Source organism: Citrobacter sp. RHBSTW-00017, from assembly GCF_013797615.1.
Classification (GTDB): Bacteria; Pseudomonadota; Gammaproteobacteria; order Enterobacterales; family Enterobacteriaceae; genus Citrobacter; species Citrobacter braakii.
On record NZ_CP056899.1, the window covers coordinates 1110985 to 1132504 of the forward strand.

Annotated in this window: 19 protein-coding genes and 3 tRNA genes; 12 read left to right on the top strand and 10 right to left on the bottom strand. The window is 52.2% G+C overall.

Annotated elements, in window-relative coordinates; all coding sequences use genetic code 11:
- Positions 1-20: 20 nt before the first annotated feature.
- Complete coding sequence (gene argA, locus HV037_RS05420) at positions 21-1352, bottom strand: amino-acid N-acetyltransferase (RefSeq protein WP_008785703.1); 1332 nt, start codon at positions 1350-1352, stop codon at positions 21-23.
- A 235-nt stretch (positions 1353-1587) separates the two neighbouring features.
- On the opposite strand from argA, the gene amiC reads away from it, so the two are divergent.
- On the top strand, positions 1588-2841 hold the full coding sequence (gene amiC, locus HV037_RS05425; RefSeq protein ID WP_016154266.1) for an N-acetylmuramoyl-L-alanine amidase AmiC: 1254 nt from the start codon (positions 1588-1590) through the stop codon (positions 2839-2841).
- A gap of 74 nt (positions 2842-2915) precedes the next feature.
- Here amiC and HV037_RS05430 read toward each other — a convergent pair.
- The 3 genes from HV037_RS05430 to HV037_RS05440 all read right to left on the bottom strand — a co-directional run bounded on the left by HV037_RS05430 (position 2916) and on the right by HV037_RS05440 (position 3214).
- Positions 2916-2992: transfer RNA gene (locus HV037_RS05430), tRNA-Met, on the bottom strand.
- 34 nt (positions 2993-3026) lie between these two features.
- Positions 3027-3103: transfer RNA gene (locus tag HV037_RS05435), tRNA-Met, on the bottom strand.
- Between the two features lie 34 nt (positions 3104-3137).
- Positions 3138-3214: transfer RNA gene (locus HV037_RS05440), tRNA-Met, on the bottom strand.
- A 205-nt stretch (positions 3215-3419) separates the two neighbouring features.
- Between HV037_RS05440 and mltA the strand changes: the two genes are divergently transcribed.
- On the top strand, positions 3420-4517 hold the full coding sequence (gene mltA, locus HV037_RS05445) for a murein transglycosylase A (RefSeq protein WP_019077597.1): 1098 nt from the start codon (positions 3420-3422) through the stop codon (positions 4515-4517).
- Between the two features lie 39 nt (positions 4518-4556).
- Positions 4557-5363 (top strand): tRNA cyclic N6-threonylcarbamoyladenosine(37) synthase TcdA, encoded by an 807-nt coding sequence (gene tcdA, locus HV037_RS05450; RefSeq protein ID WP_019077596.1) that lies wholly within the window; start codon positions 4557-4559, stop codon positions 5361-5363.
- A 47-nt stretch (positions 5364-5410) separates the two neighbouring features.
- Here tcdA and csdE read toward each other — a convergent pair whose 3' ends face one another.
- Together csdE and csdA are read right to left on the bottom strand one after the other, a co-directional pair.
- Positions 5411-5854: a cysteine desulfurase sulfur acceptor subunit CsdE gene (gene csdE, locus HV037_RS05455; RefSeq protein WP_016154263.1), complete on the bottom strand. Its 444-nt coding sequence runs from the start codon at positions 5852-5854 to the stop codon at positions 5411-5413.
- Complete coding sequence (gene csdA, locus HV037_RS05460) at positions 5854-7059, bottom strand: cysteine desulfurase CsdA (RefSeq protein ID WP_016157368.1); 1206 nt, start codon at positions 7057-7059, stop codon at positions 5854-5856. Before csdA ends, csdE begins: the two co-directional genes overlap by 1 nt.
- Before the next feature lie 192 nt (positions 7060-7251).
- Between csdA and HV037_RS05465 the strand changes: the two genes are divergently transcribed.
- The 4 genes from HV037_RS05465 to rlmM all read left to right on the top strand — a co-directional run bounded on the left by HV037_RS05465 (position 7252) and on the right by rlmM (position 10267).
- Entirely contained in the window at positions 7252-7479 is a 228-nt protein-coding gene (locus HV037_RS05465) for a YgdI/YgdR family lipoprotein (RefSeq protein ID WP_016154261.1), read from the top strand.
- 363 nt (positions 7480-7842) lie between these two features.
- Positions 7843-8760, top strand: coding sequence for a glycine cleavage system transcriptional regulator GcvA (gcvA, locus tag HV037_RS05470; RefSeq protein WP_016154260.1), 918 nt, complete (start codon positions 7843-7845; stop codon positions 8758-8760).
- An 18-nt stretch (positions 8761-8778) separates the two neighbouring features.
- A complete protein-coding gene (locus HV037_RS05475; RefSeq protein ID WP_003034037.1) occupies positions 8779-9174 on the top strand; it encodes a DUF423 domain-containing protein in 396 nt (131 codons plus the stop codon).
- The gene (gene rlmM / locus HV037_RS05480) at positions 9167-10267 is read left to right on the top strand and encodes a 23S rRNA (cytidine(2498)-2'-O)-methyltransferase RlmM (protein WP_016157367.1); all 1101 of its coding nucleotides are present in this window, start codon (positions 9167-9169) and stop codon (positions 10265-10267) included. The genes HV037_RS05475 and rlmM overlap by 8 nt, the downstream gene beginning before the upstream one ends.
- A 35-nt stretch (positions 10268-10302) precedes the next feature.
- Here rlmM and fucR read toward each other — a convergent pair whose 3' ends face one another.
- The 4 genes from fucR to fucI form a co-directional block, all read right to left on the bottom strand.
- Positions 10303-11031 carry an L-fucose operon activator gene (fucR, locus tag HV037_RS05485; RefSeq protein WP_016157366.1) on the bottom strand — a complete coding sequence of 243 codons (729 nt, stop codon included), beginning with the start codon at positions 11029-11031 and terminating at the stop codon, positions 10303-10305.
- 57 nt (positions 11032-11088) lie between these two features.
- Positions 11089-11511 carry an L-fucose mutarotase gene (gene fucU / locus HV037_RS05490; RefSeq protein ID WP_019077593.1) on the bottom strand — a complete coding sequence of 141 codons (423 nt, stop codon included), beginning with the start codon at positions 11509-11511 and terminating at the stop codon, positions 11089-11091.
- Position 11512: 1 nt separating this feature from the next.
- On the bottom strand, positions 11513-12931 hold the full coding sequence (fucK, locus tag HV037_RS05495) for an L-fuculokinase (protein WP_016157364.1): 1419 nt from the start codon (positions 12929-12931) through the stop codon (positions 11513-11515).
- A 99-nt stretch (positions 12932-13030) separates the two neighbouring features.
- Positions 13031-14806 carry an L-fucose isomerase gene (gene fucI / locus HV037_RS05500; RefSeq protein ID WP_016157363.1) on the bottom strand — a complete coding sequence of 592 codons (1776 nt, stop codon included), beginning with the start codon at positions 14804-14806 and terminating at the stop codon, positions 13031-13033.
- A 463-nt stretch (positions 14807-15269) separates the two neighbouring features.
- Between fucI and HV037_RS05505 the strand changes: the two genes are divergently transcribed.
- The 5 genes from HV037_RS05505 (at position 15270) to HV037_RS05525 (ending at position 21479) form a co-directional block, all read left to right on the top strand.
- Positions 15270-16769 carry a sugar ABC transporter ATP-binding protein gene (locus HV037_RS05505; protein ID WP_046276142.1) on the top strand — a complete coding sequence of 500 codons (1500 nt, stop codon included), beginning with the start codon at positions 15270-15272 and terminating at the stop codon, positions 16767-16769.
- Positions 16770-16772: 3 nt separating this feature from the next.
- Entirely contained in the window at positions 16773-17756 is a 984-nt protein-coding gene (locus HV037_RS05510; protein ID WP_003034055.1) for an ABC transporter permease, read from the top strand.
- 73 nt (positions 17757-17829) lie between these two features.
- Positions 17830-18780 (top strand): ABC transporter substrate-binding protein, encoded by a 951-nt coding sequence (locus tag HV037_RS05515; protein WP_016157361.1) that lies wholly within the window; start codon positions 17830-17832, stop codon positions 18778-18780.
- A 53-nt stretch (positions 18781-18833) separates the two neighbouring features.
- Positions 18834-20414, top strand: coding sequence for an FGGY-family carbohydrate kinase (locus tag HV037_RS05520; protein WP_103284173.1), 1581 nt, complete (start codon positions 18834-18836; stop codon positions 20412-20414).
- A gap of 66 nt (positions 20415-20480) precedes the next feature.
- Positions 20481-21479: a LacI family DNA-binding transcriptional regulator gene (locus HV037_RS05525; protein ID WP_016154251.1), complete on the top strand. Its 999-nt coding sequence runs from the start codon at positions 20481-20483 to the stop codon at positions 21477-21479.
- The last annotated feature ends 41 nt before the right edge of the window (positions 21480-21520 follow it).

Here is a 21520-nt window from a genome sequence, read left to right on the forward strand (position 1 = left end):
ACCGCATCCGGCAACGACCACTACCCCAAATCCGCCATCAGCACCTTTGACCGCCGCTGATAGTTGTACATCTCTTTCTTGCTTTCCGGCAGCAGGTCGATATCCACCGGCGTGAAACCACGTTCCTGGAACCAGTGAATGCTGCGCGTGGTCAGCACGAACAGTTTGCTCAGTCCCATTTGCCGGGCCTGCGCGGCGATCCGCTCCAGCAATACTTCCCCGCGCGATGAGCTACGGTAGTCCGGATGCACCGCCACGCACGCCATTTCGCCAATTCTCTCCTCCGGGAAAGGGTACAGAGCGGCGCAGGCGATGGTCAGGTTATCGCGCTGAATAATCGTGAATTTGTCGATCTCCATTTCCAGTTGTTCGCGGGAGCGACGTACCAGAATGCCTTGCTGCTCCAGCGGGCGGATCAGCTCCAGAATCCCGCCGATATCGTTAATGGTAGCGCGGCGGATCTGCTCGGCGCTTTCCATTACGATCTGCGTACCAATCCCGTCACGGGAGAACAGTTCCTGCAGCAATGCGCCATCTTCCTGATAGCTGATCAGATGGCAGCGCCGTACCCCACTGCGACAGGCTTTCACTGCCCCGCGCAGGAAGCGCACTGTGCCGGAGCTGTAATCGCCTTTCTCTTCCTGCAACTCAACGCGCGCCTGGGCTTCGTTAGGAAACAGCTCGGAAATAATATCGCCATCATCGTTGGTGACGCCCTGAGAGGAGCAAAAGCCGATCATTTTCTCTGCCTTCAGTTTGATAGCCAACTGCGTGGCGACCTCTTCTGAAGTCAGGTTAAAGCTCTCTCCGGTGACGGAAACGGCGACCGGGCCCATCAGCACAATCGCGCCACTGTCTAACTGCCGGTGAATGGCATCTTCATCAATACGACGAATACGTCCGCTATGGCAGTAATCCACGCCGTCATCAACGCCCAGCGGCTGGGAGATAATAAAATTACCGCTGACCACATTGATGTGCGCCCCCTGCAATGGCGTATTATTCAGGCTCATTGACAGGCGGGCGGTAATATCAAGCTGAAGTAACCCTGCCGCCTGTTTGACCAGCTCCAGGGTTTTAGCGTCGGTAACGCGCGTATTCTTGTGGTACACCGGTTCATGATGATGCGCCGCAAGATTGGCATCAATCTGCGGTCGTGCGCCATAGACCACGACAAGGCGGATGCCGAGACTATGAAGAAGGCCAATGTCATTGACGATACTGGAAAAGTTTTCATGCTCGATGGCTTCGCCGCCCAGCATAATGACAAACGTCTTTCCCCGATGGGTATTGATATAGGGAACAGAATGGCGGAATCCCTGTACCAGTTCGGTTCTACGCTCCTTCACCACGGCACACCCTCATTGCATGATTATTCGTAATTTGTGTATTTTTATTCTGTTTTGGCGCTGTGCGCAAGCGTAATTTTTACCCATGCCGAAGATTTTTCTCAGTAATGCCGTGAATATAAAAAGAATGTTTACCCTTTTATAGATGACAGATTATGCGTCATTCGCTAAAGTTTCCGGTCAATTCAGACGTTTTACGTATTACCTCAATAAAGATTTCTTTTTGCTCGGGAGAAGCATGTCGGGATCCAATTCAGCAATCAGTCGCCGCCGTTTACTGAAAGGTGCGGGTGCTATGTGGCTTTTGAGCGTCAGCCAGGTTGGTCTGGCTGCCATGAGTCAGGTCGTTGCCGTACGTGTCTGGCCAGCGTCCAGCTACACCCGCGTCACGGTAGAATCTAACCGTCTGCTGAAATACAAACAGTTTGCCCTGAGTAATCCTGAGCGTGTGGTTGTGGATATTGAAGGCGTTAATTTGAACTCGGTGCTCAAGGGCATGGGTGCGCAGATCCGTCCTGACGATCCGTATATTAAATCGGCGCGCGTCGGGCAGTTTGACCCACAGACCGTGCGGATGGTGTTCGAGCTGAAACAGAATGTGAAGCCGCAACTTTTTGCGCTGGCTCCGGTGGCCGGCTTTAAAGAACGTCTGGTGATGGATCTCTATCCCGCGAATGCCCAGGATGTTCAGGATCCGCTGCTGGCGTTGCTGGAAGAATACAACAAGGGCGATCTGGACAAACAGGTGCCGCCTGCGCAAAGTGGCCCGCAGCCGGGTAAAGCGGGGCGCGATCGTCCCATTGTCATTATGCTCGACCCAGGGCATGGCGGAGAGGACTCCGGTGCGGTGGGGAAATACAAGACGCGTGAAAAAGATGTGGTGCTGCAGATTGCCCGACGCCTGCGAGCCCTCATAGAGAAAGAGGGCAACATGAAGGTCTTTATGACGCGAAATGAAGATATCTTCATTCCGCTTAAAGTCCGCGTGGCGAAAGCGCAGAAGCAGCGTGCAGACCTGTTTGTCTCTATTCACGCCGATGCATTTACCAGTCGACAGCCCAGAGGTTCGTCGGTGTTTGCGCTCTCGACCAAAGGGGCGACCAGCACCGCCGCGAAATATCTGGCGCAAACTCAGAACGCCTCGGATTTGATTGGCGGCGTCAGCAAGAGCGGCGATCGCTACGTCGACCATACCATGTTTGATATGGTGCAATCGCTGACCATTGCCGACAGCCTGAAGTTTGGTAAAGCGGTATTGAATAAGCTCGGTAAAGTCAACAATCTGCATAAGAACCAGGTTGAACAAGCCGGGTTTGCGGTACTAAAAGCGCCGGATATTCCGTCTATTCTGGTGGAAACCGCATTTATCAGTAACGTTGAGGAAGAGCGCAAGCTCAAAACTGCGACCTTCCAGCAGGAAGTGGCAGAGTCGATTCTGGCGGGGATCAAAGCCTACTTTGCCGATGGCGCGACGCTGGCGAGAAGGGGATAACAAAAAAGCGCTGAAAAGCGCTTTTTTTATGGACCGCAGATACAAAAAAACACCCTTTAGGGTGTTTATAATGTTGGTTGCGGGGGCCGGATTTGAACCGACGACCTTCGGGTTATGAGCCCGACGAGCTACCAGGCTGCTCCACCCCGCGTCACCGTACTGCTTTATATTTTATCAAATTTGATTGGTTGCGGGGGCCGGATTTGAACCGACGACCTTCGGGTTATGAGCCCGACGAGCTACCAGGCTGCTCCACCCCGCGTCACCGTACTGCTTTTATTTCATCAAATTTTAATTGGTTGCGGGGGCCAGATTTGAACTGACGACCTTCGGGTTATGAGCCCGACGAGCTACCAAGCTGCTCCACCCCGCGTCCGTGGATGCGCACTATACTCTGCTCGCATTTTCATGCAACCCTTTTTTCACCTTGATCACGTTTTTAAGGTGAAAATGAACAAAAACAACGCATTCTGGATTGTTTTTTGCTCAAAATTTGCGTTCGGGTATGTATACGCATTTCATTAGGTTCGGGGGTTTGTTATCTTCGTCTCGCATTCAGGCAACATAAGACGAGAACAATGAAAGGACGTTGGGCAAAATATCTTCTTGCGGGAGCAGTCGTCGCGATGCTCGCCGCGTGTTCCTCAAAACCCACCGATCGTGGGCAGCAGTATAAAGACGGGAAATTTACCCAGCCTTTCTCACTGGTGAACCAGCCTGATGCGGTTGGCGCACCAATCAATGCCGGTGATTTCGCCGAGCAGGTTAATCAAATTCGCAGCGCTTCGCCACGTTTGTACGGCAACCAGAGCAACGTTTACAACGCTATCCAGCAGTGGTTACGTGCGGGCGGTGATACGCGCAGTATGCGCCAGTTTGGTATTGATGCCTGGCAAATGGAAGGGGCGGACAACTACGGTAACGTCCAGTTTACCGGTTACTACACACCGGTTATTCAGGCGCGCCATACGCGCCAGGGCGAGTTTCAGTATCCTATCTATCGCATGCCGCCAAAACGTGGCCGCTTACCAAGCCGTGCCGAGATTTACGCGGGTGCGCTGAGCGACAACTACATTCTGGCATACAGCAACTCCCTGATGGATAACTTCATTATGGATGTGCAGGGCAGTGGTTACATCGATTTTGGTGATGGCAGTCCGCTTAACTTCTTTAGCTATTCCGGGAAAAACGGCCACGCCTATCGCAGCATCGGTAAAGTGCTTATCGACCGTGGCGAAGTGAAAAAAGAAGATATGTCGATGCAGGCTATTCGCCATTGGGGTGAAACGCACAGCGAAGCCGAAGTGCGCGAGCTGTTGGAGCAGAACCCATCGTTTGTCTTCTTTAAACCGCAATCTTTTGCACCGGTCAAAGGGGCCAGCGCGGTACCGTTGATTGGCCGCGCGTCTGTGGCTTCTGACCGCAGTATCATTCCGGCGGGCACAACATTGCTGGCGGAAGTCCCGTTACTGGACAATAACGGCAAGTTTACCGGCCAGTACGAACTGCGCCTGATGGTGGCGTTAGATGTGGGTGGCGCTATTAAAGGGCAACACTTCGATATCTATCAGGGCATTGGTGCTGACGCCGGACACCGTGCGGGGTGGTATAATCACTACGGTCGCGTGTGGGTACTGAAAACAGCGCCGGGTACGGGTAACGTGTTCAGCGGTTAATAGCCGGATGGCGCTCGATATTAATGAATTTGAGGTGTTATGTCTGTGGTTATCAGTGATGCCTGGCGCCAGCGTTTTGGCGGTACGGCGCGTCTGTATGGCGAAAATGCGCTGCAGTTGTTTGCCCAATCGCACGTTTGCGTGGTCGGGATTGGCGGGGTAGGGTCGTGGGCGGCGGAAGCGCTGGCGCGTACCGGTATTGGCGCCATCACGCTCATCGATATGGATGATGTGTGCGTCACCAATACTAACCGCCAGATCCATGCTCTGCGCGATAACGTCGGCCTGGCAAAAGCTGAAGTGATGGCTGAACGTATCCGTCAGATTAACCCGGAGTGCCGGGTGAACGTGGTCGATGATTTTGTCACGCCGGATAATGTTGCTGAGTATATGAGTGCGGGTTATTCGTATGTCATTGATGCGATTGATAGCGTGCGCCCAAAAGCGGCACTGATCGCCTGGTGTCGGCGTAACAAAATTCCGCTGGTGACCACCGGTGGTGCGGGAGGGCAGATCGACCCGACGCAGATACAGGTCGTTGATTTGGCAAAAACTATCCAGGATCCGCTGGCAGCCAAGCTACGCGAGCGGCTGAAAAGCGATTTTGGCGTGGTGAAAAACAGCAAAGGCAAGCTGGGCGTGGACTGTGTGTTCTCGACCGAAGCGCTGGTTTACCCGCAGGCAGATGGCTCGGTATGTGCGATGAAGGCGACGGCGGAAGGGCCGAAGCGAATGGATTGCGCATCCGGTTTTGGCGCGGCCACTATGGTGACCGCCACCTTTGGCTTTGTTGCCGTCTCACATGCGCTGAAGAAGATGATGGCGAAAGCGGCGCGCCAGAGTTGAGTGTGTTGTGCCGGATAAGGCGCGTTCGCGTCGCCATCCGGCAACCATCAAACCTGTCGGGCAGCCTCAAGAATCGCCTCGTTCAGAGCATGCAGCCCCTGGGTACGCGAGGCGCTGAGCTGCGCGCGTAAACCTAGCTCGTCAAATAATGCCATAGGCGAATGCGCCAGTAACTCGGCTGCAGTTTTACCTTCGACCGCCGTGAGTAATACCGCCAACAGCCCGCGTACAATGCGACCTTCGCTGTCGCCGAAGAAATGCAGAGTACCATTCTCATGAAGGGTATGCCCCAGCCAAACGCGGTTTTCGCAGCCCGCAATCTCTTTGGCCTGTGCCTTTAGCGAATCCGGAAGCGCTGGCAACTGCTTACCCAGCAGAATCAGCTGGCGATATTTATCTTCCCACTGGGTGAGCGGGGTAAAGGTATTGCGTAACGTCTCTTCCGTTACGGTTGTGCCAAACGGGTGTCCGGCGAACAGAGGGCTTGTCATTAATCCACCAATATTTCCAGCGCGCGGTCAACGGCTGCGACCAACGCATCTACATCACTTTGCGTATTATAAGGTGCAAATGAGGCGCGTAGCGTCCCGGATACGCCCAGTTCTGCCAGCAGCGGTTGCGCACAGTGTTGTCCTGCACGCAGTGCAATGCCATATTCGGCCAGCAGTGTCACCATGTCGCTGTGATGAACGCCTGCGAAATCAAAGGCTAACAGACTTGAGTCCTGGCAGCGGAAGGAGCGAAAGCCGGGGCGTTTCGCCAGCGCATCTTCTGCCAACGTCGCCAGACCCCGGCTCCAGTTTTCGGCCTGCACCACGTCAACGTCCGCCAGCCATTCGAGCGCCGCGCTTAGTCCGATAACGCCAGCAACGTTAGGCGTACCGGCCTCCAGCTTCCATGGAGCAGCCTGGGTGGTGAAACCGTCAAAACTGACTTCGCTAATCATTTTACCCCCACCGAGCCAGGGAGACATGGCATCCAGCAGTTCCGGTTTACCGTACAGCACGCCAATGCCGGTGGGGCCATACAGCTTGTGGCCCGAGAACGCATAGAAATCAATGTCTAATTGCTGTACGTCGGCGGGGAAATGGACAATCCCCTGGGCACCATCCACCATCACCACCATTCCAGCCGCATGGGCGAGCGTAATGGCGCGGGCCAAATCCGGGCAACCGCCGGTAACGTTCGACATCTGCCCAAGCGCCAGAATGCGGCTGCGTGGAGTGATGAGTTGCGCGAGGCTTTCAACGTCTGGCAATAAATGGGCGTTAAGCGGCAGCCTGACGACCTTCGCCCCCGTTTGCTCCGCCACCATCAGCCAGGGCACGAGGTTGGCATGGTGTTCTGCTGCGCTAACGATAATCTCATCACCCGGTTGTAAGCGCGGTCGCGCATAGCTTTGGGCAACCATGTTGATCGCTTCCGTCGTACCGCGGGTCCAGACGATTGTTTTATCATCCGGCGCATTAATCAGGCTTGCGACTTTTTCCCGCGCGGCTTCATAGCGTGCGGTCAGGCGCTGTGCTTCGGCAAACTGGCTGCGATGGACGTTCCCGGCGCTCAGGCTATAAAACTGATGGGTGGCCTCAATCACTGCCTGCGGCTTCAGTGCTGTAGCAGCGCTGTCGAGATAGACGCCAGCATCGTTGAGTGCGGGAAATTGCGCGCGAAACTGCGCGGGGTTAAAAGCGTTCATGGTATTCCTCAGTTCAGTAAACCGATCGTGGCGCAAAAAGGGCGCTGATACAAGGGGTGTGCAAACCATCGGAATACTCTGGATATCCTGGCAAAGTCCACGCAGTGTCTTATGCTATATACCGTTAGGCGAGCAATTTAGCCTGTTACGGAGTGTGTTTTTAATAGCATAAATCGCTTTAAGGAGAAAAAGATGAAAAAGACTGCCGCAATTATCTCTGCTTGTATGCTGACTTTTGCCCTGAGCGCCTGTTCTGGTTCGAATTACGTGATGCACACCAATGATGGTCGATCAATCGTATCTGATGGTAAGCCACAGACCGATAATGAAACGGGGATGATTTCGTATAAAGACGCTAACGGCAACAAACAGCAGATTAACCGTACCGATGTGAAAGAGATGGTAGAACTGGATAACTAACCGGTCGTCCATCGACAAAGAGTCGGACAAAAAAAAGCACCGCAATTTGGCGGTGCTACATTAATCACTATGGACAGACAGGGTAAATGTACAGGAAGTGAAAAAGGGTAGCTTTGCTACCATGGTCTGAATCGCAGACCAATTGCAAACACAACAACACAACATCACAACCGTAAGCCAAAAGCCCACCAGAACACGCATTCCGATAAAACTTTTCGTTCCGGCTTCAGGAAGTGCCGCCACTATAGGTATTTGCTGGTAGAACCTCAACGGACAATTTATAATGGCTCAGATAAAAAAAACTAATAGGTTACAACCTGTTGGTTAATTGTTAAATTCATTTAACATCAAAGCCTAAAAGTCATGTCAAAACGATTACCACCCCTAAATGCGTTGCGTGTTTTTGATGCTGCAGCGCGTCATTTGAGCTTTACTCGCGCAGCAGAAGAGCTTTTTGTGACGCAGGCCGCAGTAAGTCATCAAATCAAGTCACTTGAGGATTTCCTGGGGCTGAAGCTGTTTCGTCGACGCAATCGATCTTTGCTGTTAACGGAAGAAGGCCAAAGCTACTTTCTCGACATCAAAGAGATTTTTTCGCAATTAACCGACGCGACGCGTAAACTTCAGGCACGCAGTGCAAAAGGTGCGCTCACCGTGAGTTTATTGCCCAGTTTTGCAATCCAATGGATGGTTCCCAGACTCTCTAGCTTTAACTCAGCTTATCCGGGAATCGATGTCAGGATCCAGGCGGTGGACCGTCAGGAAGACAAACTGGCTGACGATGTTGATGTGGCGATTTTCTATGGACGCGGCAACTGGCCGGGTCTGCGCGTTGAAAAATTGTACGCAGAATATTTATTGCCGGTCTGCTCGCCGCTATTACTCACCGGTGATAAACCGCTAAAGACGCCCGAAGATCTGGCGAAACACACATTATTGCACGATGCGTCGCGCCGTGACTGGCAAGCCTATACGCGCCAGCTTGGCCTGAATCATATCAACGTACAGCAGGGACCCATCTTCAGCCATAGCGCCATGGTGCTCCAGGCTGCTATCCATGGACAGGGAATTGCGTTGGCTAATAACGTCATGGCGCAATCCGAAATAGAAGCCGGACGTCTGGTCTGTCCGTTTAATGATGTTCTGGTCAGCAAAAACGCATTTTATCTGGTTTGTCATGACAGTCAGGCAGAACTGGGTAAAATAGCCGCCTTCCGTCAGTGGATTCTGGCGAAAGCGGCCACGGAACAAGAAAAATTCCGCTTTCGTTATGAACAATAATTTACGTAGGGTATTCACATGACCAGCCGTTTTATGCTGATTTTTGCCGCCGTAAGTGGCTTTATCTTTGTGGCGTTGGGCGCCTTTGGGGCACATGTTCTGAGTAAAACCCTCGGTGTCGTTGAGATGGGGTGGATCCAGACTGGCCTCGAGTATCAGGCGTTCCATACGCTGGCTATATTTGGCCTGGCCGTCGCCATGCAGCGGCGCATTAGCATTTGGTTTTACTGGAGTAGCGTGTTTTTGGCATTAGGAACGGTGCTGTTTAGCGGCAGCCTGTATTGCCTCGCGCTCTCGCATTTACGCCTGTGGGCGTTTGTTACCCCCGTCGGCGGTTTCAGCTTCCTTGTGGGCTGGGCGCTGATGTTAGTGGGCGCTATTCGATTGAAACGTAAGGGCGTTAGCCATGAATAAGGTTGTATTGTTGTGTCGCCCAGGTTTTGAAAAAGAGTGCGCCGCAGAAATTACGGATAAAGCAGGACGCCGGGAAATCTTCGGTTTTGCCCGCGTGAAAGACAATGCGGGTTACGTCATCTTCGAATGCTATCAGCAGGACGATGCCGAAAAGTTAGTGAAAGAGTTGCCGTTTAGCTCGCTGATTTTTGCCCGTCAAATGTTTGTGGTGGGCGAACTGCTGCAATATTTACCGCCGGAAGACCGCATTACGCCGATTGTCGGCATGTTGCAGGGCGTGGTGGAGAAAGGCGGCGATCTGCGCGTTGAAGTTGCTGATACCAATGAAAGCAAAGAGTTGGTTAAATTTTGCCGTAAGTTTACCGTACCGCTGCGCGCGGCGCTGCGGGAAGCGGGTGTGCTGGCAAAGTATGAAACGCCAAAACGTCCGGTGGTTCATGTGTTCTTTATCGCACCAGGCTGTTGCTATACCGGCTATTCCTGGCCTGACAATAACTCCCCGTTCTACATGGGCATTCCGCGTCTGAAGTTCCCGGCCGATGCGCCGAGCCGTTCAACACTGAAGCTGGAAGAAGCGCTGCACGTGTTTATTCCTGCCGATGAGTGGGATGAACGTCTGGCTAACGGAATGTATGCGGTGGATTTAGGGGCATGCCCGGGCGGTTGGACCTATCAACTGGTTAAACGCAACATGTGGGTTTACTCCGTGGATAATGGTCCGATGGCGCAAAGTCTGATGGATACCGGACAAGTTACCTGGCTGCGCGAAGACGGATTTAAGTACCGGCCAAATCGCAATAACATTTCGTGGATGGTTTGCGACATGGTGGAAAAGCCCGCGAAGGTTGCCGCCCTGATGGCGCAATGGCTGGTCAACGGCTGGTGTCGTGAGACTATCTTCAACCTCAAGCTGCCGATGAAAAAACGCTACGAAGAGGTGTCGCAAAACCTGGCTTATATTCAGGCACAGCTTGACGAGCATGGTGTAAATGCCCAGATTCAGGCGCGTCAGCTGTATCATGACCGTGAAGAAGTCACCGTGCACGTCCGTCGCCTGTGGGCTGCTATTGGTGGTCGTCGCGACGAGCGATAAGGTAAAATTGCAGGCCGGATGAAGGCGTAAATGCCTTATCCGGCCTGCATTGTTTCAATCAGCGGCGTATCTGAAATAATATGCGTCACATCATCCAGATGCCCAATCCGGGCCTCTCCCGAACGATTAAATTTACTTTTATCGATCAGCAATAATGACTGCGCTGCGCGCTTAAGCAGAATGGACTTGAAGTCGGCATTGGTCGCGTTAGAGTCCCAGAGTGCGCCGTCGCTGTCGATCCCTACGCAGGAAAAAATAAACAGATCGATCTCGAGTGGTTTGAGCTGCGAGATGAGCGAGGGGTTAACATAGCAACCGTATTTACGCTCAAGGCGACCGCCGGAGCTGATGAGCTGAAGGTGTTCGCGTTTAGCCAATTCCTGGCAAATGGGCTGGCTGTTGGTAAAGACGTGAATGTTGATGTCCGGTAACTGTCGCGCCAGGTACCAGCACGTTGAGCTGGCGTCCAGGGCTATCACCATACCTTCTTCGATCCATGCCAGCGCTTCGCGGGCAATATTCGCTTTGTGGGCATAGTGGCTTTTGAGTCGCATATGAAACGGGTCGCCGCTGTCCTGATTTTGCCGATGAATCACTTTGGCCCGCCCGTGATTGCGCAGCACTTTTCCCTGGGCTTGTAGCTCGCTGAGATCGCGGCGGATGGTCTCTTTGCTGACCTTAAGTTGCAAAGCAAGGGTTTCGGTTGTCAGATTTTTGTGGTTGGTAAGCAGATCTACGATCGCCTGCTGGCGCGCCGCTTTCATGTTCTGATCCTCATCTTATGATGAATGCCCGTAGCTGACGGGCATTCAGACCAGAGATTACGGGGTTACTCCTTTTTTTAATAGAATATTCCCGTACTTTGCCCGCTCTCCTGTGATAACGATCGCAAACGCCTGTTGCGCGCGTTCATAGAAGGCATAGCGGTCAATACGTGTGATGTCCGGGCAGGGGGTTTGCAGTGAAAGCGCCTGACGATAGCGGGCCTCGACGTCAGGATCGAGGGCATCGCCTTCAACAGCCGCCATCATCACCAGCGGTGGGGCATAGCTGTCCAGTTCAAAGAGCGGAATAATCGCCTGTAGCAGGTCGCTGACCAATAGACCGTCGGCGCGGATAACCTGCGGTCCCATGCTGTGGGCCGGGAAGTGGGCATCGGAAAATATAATCTCATCGCCGTGGCCCATTTCAGCCAGTACCTTCAGCAGGTCGGGCGAAATTAAGGGAGATATTGTTTTGAGCATGTTACTCGACTCCTGTTAGTTCGGATTCGGTTTGCGGATAGAAGTAACGGTACTGGTAGCGTACCTGCCCGCGTGCCTGTTCCGGTGAGGCAAATTCCCCAATGCCTGACCACGCAAACATTGCGGCACCTGCCACGGTGGTTTCGGCGTCATCCAGCACTTTGACAGGTATCCCGAGAACATTCGCTTTGATCTGATTCCACAACGCGTTGCGGCTTCCCCCACCAACCAATAGCAGTTCTGTGGCCTGGAAATGACCGATTTTTTCCAGCGTATGGAGGTTTCGCTGCAGCTGTTCTGTCAGTCCTTCCAGCGCGGCGCGATAAAAGTGCCCACGGGTGGTATTGAGCGTAACCCCTTGCCAGCCCGCATTCTGACAGGCCAGCAGGTCGCAGTGCATCTTCACACCTTCGGCGCCTGCCGGGATGGCCCTGGCTTCGTCAATCAGCATCTGCCAGGGGGTGTCGGCAGTCCACAGCAGCTTACGCACCCACTCGAGTACACCGGAAGCCAGCCACTGCATGCCGGGGTTATTCAGTCCAGCCTGGCTATCCAGCTCACAAGTGGAACCCGCATATTGGCTGAGCTGGGAGGTATCCACTTGGGCACTGCGCACCATCAGAATTTCCCATGTGCCGGAAGAGAGCACCGGTTCATCTGGCTGGGCTCCAGCGCCAAATAGCGCAAACTGCGTGTCGTGTCCGGCAGAGATGACCGGAATTCCCGCCGTAAGCCCGAGCAGGCTGGCAGCCTCTGGTTGCAAAGCCCCAATCTGTTCGCCTGCTTCAACCAGGCGCGGGAACAGACGGCGCGGTATGCCCGTAGCTTGCAAAATGTCATGACTAAAATTGCGCTGCCGGATGTCCAGCAGCTGGCTGGTGCCCGCCATGGTGATATCTGTAGTGAACTCGCCGGTTAAACGGTGGTTGATAAGCGACGAGATAAACAACCAGGCGTGCGCCTGCTCCAGAAATTGCGGATGGTTTTCTTTCAGCCACACCAGTTTATACAGCGTGTTGAAGCTAAATGCGCCGACGCCGGAAATTTCCTGCAATTGCTGCGGTGATATGTAGCGGTGAATATTCTCCATCACCGCTGCGGTGCGTGGGCATTTCCAGCTAATCACCGGATACAGCTGCTTGCCGTTCTTATCAACCAGCGCGCCGTCTACGCCAAAAGTGGTGACGGCGATCCCGCGGACATGGCAGGCGGCCAGTTGCGTGCAGAGGCGCTGACAGCAATCGGCGAAGCGTTGCAGAATGGCCTCCAGCGACCATTGATGCCAGGTACTGTTTTCTGTTGCGATGTCACTGGCGTTCGGGGTTGCTGCGCGGGCGACAATCTTTCCCTGTCGGTCAACGGCGATAGCCCGCACGTTGGTCGCGCCACAGTCGAGAACCAGGATAACGTCTTGTTTCATAATAGCTCCCCAAACGTAGCCGGATGGCGCAGCGCTTACCCGGCCTACAAAATTCACCGCGCAGGCCCGGTAATCTTGCGCCACCGGGCCGGAGTCACATTAACGCTTATACAGCGGGCCGTAGTTCTGGCAGGCGCGATAATCCTGGCCTTCCATATCCATACCATGGGCTGCCCAGGCTGAAGGGCGGTAAATTTTTTCGTCTTCCACGTTGTGCATACAAACCGGGATACGCAGCATGGCGGCGAGCGTAATAAAGTCCGCGCCCACGTGACCAATCGTCAGTACGCCGTGGTTTGCGCCCCAGTTAGCCATGACGGAATAGACATCGCTGAACGGGCCTTTACCGGTTAAGCGCGGGGCGAACCAGGTGGTTGGCCAGGTGGAGTTGGTGCGCGCATCAAGCTGGGCGTGCATCTCTTTCGGCAATTCCACGCTCCAGCCTTCCGCGATTTGCAGCACCGGGCCCAAGCCTTTGATGATGTTGATGCGGGTCATGGTGAACGGCACGCCGCCCTCAGTCAGGAAGCGAGAAGAATAGCCGCCGCCGCGGAAGTATTCGTGAATAGCCGGACACCATTCGGTAGCCGCAAGGCAATCATCCGCCTCTTTCTGTGAGATCTCCCAGTGCGGCTTCATGGTCGGTTTCCCTTCGCCGTCGCGCTGTTTGCAGGAGCCATCCAGCGCTGCCGAGCCGGAGTTAATCAGGTGAATAATACCGTGCTCAGCAAGGCCGGTCAGCGGTTTACCCGTGACGCGTTCAACCGCCTCTGGCGACCAGTAGGTGCGCACATCGGCAAAGACCTGCGCTGTGCCGGTGAGTTGATGACCAAACAGCATCGCCACGCCGTTCAGGCTGTCGTTTTCGGTGGCGACAACGAACGGTTCGCGAATGCCGTTCCAGTCAAAGGAGCTGTTGAGCAGTGCTTCGGCGGTATCGCCATTCGAGTATTGATCGGTCCAGTGACGCTGGCCCTGGAAGCCTGCGGCAATCGCGTTGTACCCCAGCGACTCTTCAACCCGACCTTTGTCTGCCAGTTTCTGGTTACCCTGCATCATGTCGCGAATGCACATGGCCATCAACAGGCTCTCTTTCAGCACCACACGGCTCTGCTCTGCGTTACGTTTATATTGCTGTGCGTTCTGATCTTCACCGTAGCGGAAGTTTTTATCCGCCCATGCCAGCGCCATTTCCAGCTCAGCTTCGTCATAGATTTTTTGGTCGATGCGACGACGCAGTTCGGTCATATCAACGGGTTGAACCTTCATTCCCAGCCAGGACTCAAAGAAGTTATGATCGACAATCGAGCCAGCAATGCCCATTGAAACGCCGCCTACGGACAGGTAGCTTTTGCCTTTCATACTGGCAACCGCCAGGCCCGCACGGGCAAAGCGCAGCAATTTTTCTTCAACATCGGCAGGGATCGTGGTATCGCCGGCATCCTGTACGTCATGGCCGTAAATAGAGAAGGCGGGAAGTCCTTTTTGATTATGCGCAGCCAATGCTGCGGCCAGATAAACTGCGCCGGGACGTTCTGTTCCGTTAAAGCCCCAGATAGCTTTCGGGCGCATCGGATCCATGTCGATGGTTTCGCTACCGTAGCACCAGCATGGGGTAACAGTAATCGTCACGCCTACGTTCAGGCTGCTGAATTTTTCTTCACAGGCGGCAGATTCAGCCATCCCGGCAATGCAAGTGTCGGCAATCACACATTCAATTTGTGCACCACAGGCGTGACGAAGTTTCTCTGTGATCAGCGCAGCAGTGGCTTTTGCCATATTCATGGTTTGCTCTTCGAGCGATTCACGAACACCCATACGGCGCCCATCAATCACCGGACGAATTCCAATTTTCGGTAAGCTATTTTTGTTCATTCGAGGTTCCTCATCTCACTTTATGCCGTGCTGCAAAAGCGGATGTTGAACACCACCGTCGCAGTTGGCTGAATAACCCATTTTTGCTAACTCGAGTTAGCTTAGGTATTAGAGAGTTTTTTGCACAACTTTTTTGTTGTGGAACTGTGAGAGGCTTCACGAGAAGTGGTTAAAATTCGATCTGCGTCAAATAAACCAGGACGGGTATTTTCAATAAATCCTTTTTAAATTAATTGGTTGTAATAAATTGTCTGTTCAGCGTCACAGTTTTAAACCAAATGATTTGGCTATTTTGAGTAGCTAAAATAGCTTTAAAAGGCACTTCGCTAACTCGAGTTAGCATAATTGATAAAACGCATATGAACTTATAGGTAGTATTCGCATTAACGGTGACGATGGCTTCCTGGCAACGTTTTGCGCCTGATTCACTGATTGCAGTTTCTGTATATTGAGGAAAGCAGCAATGTCTGAAACATTTTTACAGATGAGTCATATTACGAAACGTTTTCCCGGCGTATTAGCGTTGAGTAATGTGGATTTTGCTTTACGCAAAGGAGAGGTTCATGCGCTGCTGGGTGAGAATGGCGCAGGAAAGTCTACGTTGATGAAGATTTTATCCGGTGTTTATCAGCCTGATGAAGGGGATATTATTTTTGAGGGACAACCTGTTACTTTTGCGAATCCGTTGAGTGCACAAAGCGCAGGTATCACCATCATTCACCAGGAGTTTAACCTTTTCCCTGAACTCACGGTGGAAGAAAATATATTTATTGGCAGGGAGTTTTGCAAAAATAATCGCTGGCGTCTGGATGAAAAACAACAGCGACAGGCAGCTATCGATATTTTGCAAAAATTAAACCTGAATATCTCTCCAGAAACGCTGGTGGCCGATCTGACCGTCGCGCAACAACAAATGGTTGAGATTGCTAAAGCGATATCGGTGAATGCCAAGATTCTTATTATGGATGAACCGACGGCAGCGCTGACCGAAACGGAAATTGACAGCTTATTTCAGGTAACTCGTTTGCTGAAAGAACAGGGAACGGGCATTGTTTATATCTCGCACAGATTAGAGGAACTGGCGCTGATCGCCGATCGCGCGACGGTGATGCGGGATGGTCAGTTTATTGCCACTGTGGATTATGATGCGGTTAAAATTAGCGATCTGATTGCCATGATGGTTGGGCGCGATCTTGGCAATATCTATCCTCGCCGCGAACCTTTGGCTCAACGCAAACCGGTGTTGGAAGTAAGCGGTCTGACGCGCAATGGCGTATTAAACAATATTGATTTCACTCTGTATCAGGGCGAAATTTTGGGCTTCGCCGGTCTGATGGGGGCAGGACGTACTGAGCTGGCGCGGGCGATTTTTGGTGCGGATCCCATTGATGGCGGAACCCTCAAGCTGAACGGTAACGTGACGGTAATTAAAGATATTCCTGATGCTATCAAACAGGGTATCAGCTATTTAACCGAGGACAGGAAAAAAGAGGGGCTGGCATTAGGACTGTCCGTTGAGCGCAATATTATGTTGGGCAATTATCCTGAGTATTCCGATCGTTATGGCAACGTGGACAGCAAACGTTGTCAGAAAACCAGCGAAGAACAGGTGAAAGCCCTACGCATTAAAACACCACATTTAGAACAGGCTGCTCTGAATTTAAGTGGTGGTAATCAGCAGAAAATTATTATTGCCAGATGGGTGTGTAAAGACACCGATATTCTCATCTTTGATGAACCCACTCGCGGTATTGATGTGGGTGCCAAACTTGAGATTTATGAATTAATGAATCGACTGGTGGCAAAAGGGAAGTCAATTATCATGATCTCCTCTGAATTACCGGAAGTGCTGGGTATGTGCGATCGCATTTTAGTGATGCGTAATGGACGTATTACCGGGGAGTTAGCTTCTGATGACGCCACACAAGAAAAAATCATGCAATATGCGACGTTAGAGGACTAATTTATGACTATCTCTGTAACCTCTTCAGACAGCAATAATAAGAAAATAAAAATTAACAAAGAACTTTTAATGCGCCTTGCGCCGCTTTTGAGTCTGATTATTTTAGTAATATTTTTTAGCTTTGGTTCGCCATTTTTCTTTAACACTGAAAACATCATGACAATCGCTCTGCAAACTTCAGTGATTGGCATTATGGCGATTGGCGTTACCTTCGTCATTATCACGTCAGGAATCGACCTTTCTCTTGGCTCGGTGGTGGCCTTTTCGGGTGTTGCGGTAGGCATCAGCGCCACGCTGGGATTGCCTCTGCCCGTATGTATTCTGGCCGGGGTGCTGGCCGGTGGATTATGCGGCTATATCAATGGTCTGCTGGTCACCAAAATGACTATCCCGCCTTTTATCGCCACGCTGGGCCTGATGATGTCCGTCAGAGGCATCAATATGGTGATGACAGATGGTCGTGCGATTTATTTCGCTGATTACCCCACCTTCAAAATGCTGGCCCAGGGACGTCTGTTCGATGTGTTGCCTTATCCCGTTTTTTACCTGGTGGTGGTGGCGCTAATCGCCGCCTACATCCTGAAGAAAACGGTGATTGGTCGCTATGTTTACGCTGTGGGTAGCAATGAGGTGGCCGCACACCTTTCCGGTATTAAAGTTCAACGCGTCAAAATTTTCGTCTACGCCTTTTGTGGTCTGCTGACCGGGATCGCCGGGGTTATTCTGGCCTCACGTTTGAACTCTGGTCAGCCAACGGTTGGCGTGGGTTATGAACTGGAAGCCATCGCGGCGGTTGTTATTGGCGGTACGAGCCTGATGGGAGGAATTGGCACCATCGGCGGGACTATCATCGGCGCATTCATTATGAGCGTGTTGAAAAACGGTCTGAACCTGATGGGGGTTTCCCAGTTCTGGCAAATGGTGGCCATGGGCGTGGTGGTCATTGCTGCGGTTTATCTCGATACATTACGCAAAAAAATTCGTTGATTTACGCTCCCGGAAGTCACGGGGCATCATAACCCTGACGTTTAGGGTGACTCACTCAGAACGGAGTAAAACAATGAGAACCAGGAATTTTGTCTATGCGTTATCCCTGCTGGCCTGTATGACATCCAGCGTATTGGCTAAAGATATGAACCTTCCGGTGGTCAGTAAAGGTTTCCAGCATGAATTCTGGCAAACCGTAAAAATGGGGACGGAAGCGGCAGCAAAAGAGTCGGGTGATAAAACCAGCTATGTTGGCCCGGCGGATGAAACTCAGATTGCCGAGCAGATTCAGCTAGTTGAAAACGCGATGGCGCAAAAACCCAATGGACTATTGCTGGCAGCGTTAGATGCCAATGCGCTGGCGCCATTAGTTGAGACTGCAAATTCACGCGGCATTAAAGTTGTGACGTTTGACTCCGGCGTGAATTCCGATATCCCAGTGAGCTTTGTCGCCACGAATAACCGTAAAGCCGGTGCTGAAGCGGCGGATGCACTGGCAGCGGAAGTGGGCAGCAAAGGTAAAGTGGGCATTATTGCGCACGTAGCGGGGACCTCCTCAGCGATTGAGCGTTCGGAAGGGTTTATTGCCCGCATGAAGGAGAAATACCCGGAAATCCAGGTGCTCCCGGTCCAGTACAGCGATGGCGATCCGCAAAAAGCGATGGATAAAACCATCGATATGATCCAGGCCAACCCTGATATTGCAGGGATTTATGGCACCAATGAAGGCTCAACGCTGGGCGTAGCAAACGCCATTGATAGTCAAAACCTGAAAGGCAAAGTGAAAGTGATTGGTTTTGATAGCACCGAGGCAATCATTGCTTTCCTGAAGTCTGGGGTCATTCAGGGCTTTGTCGTGCAGGACGCTTATCAGATTGGCTACCAGGGTATCAAGACACTAAATGCAGCGGTATCGGGTCAGTCTGTACCGAAAGAAATTGATATTCCGGTTAAATTCGTTAATGCGAAGAACATTGACACCCCGGAAATTGACAAGCTGTTACACCCATTCGGTAAAAAATAACACCGTTGGGGCGAAGTGCTCGCCCCATCATTCGCCAGCGTCAGGGAGTTACTATGGGCAGTGGATATTTCCTCGGTGTGGATGTCGGTTCCGCCAGCGTCAGGGCTGGTGTCTTTGATGCCAGTGGCAAACGGCTGGCTTTTGCGACACACGCCATCTCGCAGTTTCGACCCGGTCCTGAGCGGGTTGAGCAGTCATCTGCAGAAATCTGGCAGCAGGTTTGCCATGCAGTGAAGGAGGCGGTGTCGTCATCCGGGGTTCGCATTGAGGAGATCCGCGCATTGGGATTTGATGCCACCTGTTCATTGGTGGCACTGGATGAACAGGGGCGGGGTCTGGCAGTTTCGCCAGGCGAGCCATCAGACCATAACATCATCATGTGGATGGATCATCGTGCGGCGCAGGAGACGCAACGTATAAACGCCACGCAGGATCCGGCTCTGCGCTACGTTGGCGGTGAAGTCAGCGTCGAAATGGAGCTTCCTAAAGTACTGTGGCTGAAAAACCATTTTCCAGCCACCTGGCAGAGTGCGTATCGCTTCTACGATCTGGCGGACTTTCTGGTCTCTAAAGCTACCGCCTGTGATGTTGCTGGTCTGTGCACGCTGACGTGTAAATGGAACTATCTGGCACATGAACAACGCTTTAGCCACTCCCTGCTTGACGCTGTTGAGCTAACGGATTTGTTGGGAAAAATCCCGTCGCGGATCCTGCCGCCAGGCGCTGCCGTTGGAACGCTTAGCACCGATGCGGCCCAGGCGCTGGGGCTGACGACTGCAGTGGTCGTCGCCAGCGGAATGATTGATGCCCATGCGGGCGGAGTAGCGCTTGCCGGTGTTGAGCCTGAGGGGACGTTGGCGTTGATCAGCGGAACGTCAAATTGCCATATGCTGTGCAGCGAGCAGGAAATTCATACACCAGGTGTATGGGGGCCGTACTGGTCAGCCATGCTGCCAGGCTACTGGCTGACAGAAGGGGGGCAAAGTGCTGCTGGGGCGTTAGTCGACTGGACGCTTCAGGAGTCAGGAGCCAGCGCGGCGCTATTTCACAAGGCTGAGGCGCGGGGTTGCCATCCCATCGTTTTAGTTAATGAATGGGTTGCCGCACTTGAGGCGCAGGAGTCAGAGCCAGGTCGTTATTTGCATGTGTTGGCCGATCATCACGGTAATCGTTCACCGCGCGCGCGACCCGATGCCCGGGGGAGTGTTTGCGGTTTGACTCTTGAGCGAGGCGAGATGCAGGTTGCTCGTCTGTACCTGGCGACATTACAGGCGATCGCCTGCGGTACGCGACATATTATGGAAGTGATGCGCGAAAACGGTCACACCATTTCCCGACTGACGCTGTGCGGCGGCGCAACGCATAACCCACTGTGGTTGCGAGAATATGCCGATGCCACCGGATGCGATATTCATCTGATGCAGGAAGAGGATGCGGTGACGTTAGGGGCGGCCATCACTGGCGCGGTTGCCTGCGGCGCGTGGGAAAATATTCCATCTGCATGCCAGGCGATGGTTCGATCAGGCGAGGTGATTAAGACTAACCCGGCACGGCGGAACTTCTATGACCGCAAATATCAGGCTTATCTGATGATGTGGGATCAGCAGCAGGCGATTAACCAACTTATGCAGTAAGACAAAAGTTTAAAATACTTTTATGATTGTAGATTGACGTTTTTGGATGTGAACTGGGGCATATAAATGGCTAAAACAGTAGAACAGATAGCCAGCGATCTGAATTTATCGGTTACGACCGTACGACTGGTGCTGAACGGGAAAGCAGAGCAATATCGAATCAGTGTCAAAACCCAAACGCGTATTAATGAATATGTCGAGCGCTATGGTTACGTCATTAACCATTCAGCACGCAGCCTGAAATTGAATAAAACGGATACGTTGGGATTGATTGTGCCCAATATTTCCAACGTGTTTTTTGCCACACTCGCAGAAAAACTTGAGCAACGCTGTCGTCGTTCCGGTTATCAGCTAACGATTAGCTGTACCTATGACGATGTTGATTACGAAAATAAACTGACCAAAGCGTTAATAGCTCGCAATGTCGATGGCCTTTTTATTGTTCCCTCAACATTAGAGAATCAGCAGCACCATTTACGTCAGGTTAGAAAACCGATGGTGTTACTTGACCGTGATTTTAAGTATACCGATAACGCTCTGGTAGAAAGCCATAACATTTTGGGCGGCGAAAAGTTGACGCAAAGTTTGTTTGACGCTGGAAAGTCGCCGATCTGGTTTTTGGTGGGAGATACGGGATTACCCAGCATCGGCGACCGTTTGCAAGGTTATCTTAATGCATTGAACAATAATGGTATTTTGCATAGCGATTGGGTGCGCGAAGGGCCGGATAACACGCCCGAGGGTGGTTATCGACTGATGGATGAGTTGATCGGCGAACAGGGCTGCCCACAGGCATTTATCGCCTCATCATTACCCGTACTGGAGGGGGCCATTAACGCTATTCGTAATCGTTTTGGCACAATTCCACCTGAAATTAATATTGGGACATTCGATGAACACCCAATGCTGGGATTCCTCGCCAATAATGTCTGGTCAATGCAGCAGGATGAAAATGTTTGGGCGGAAAAAGCGTTCGATATGATGATGAGTGCTATTGATGACCAGCCAATTAAAGAAACTGTAAAAGTTGAGATGAAACTTATTAAGCGCGTAAGACAACCTTAATACGCCGCTATAAATAAATCGGCCTACTGAACCTGAATATA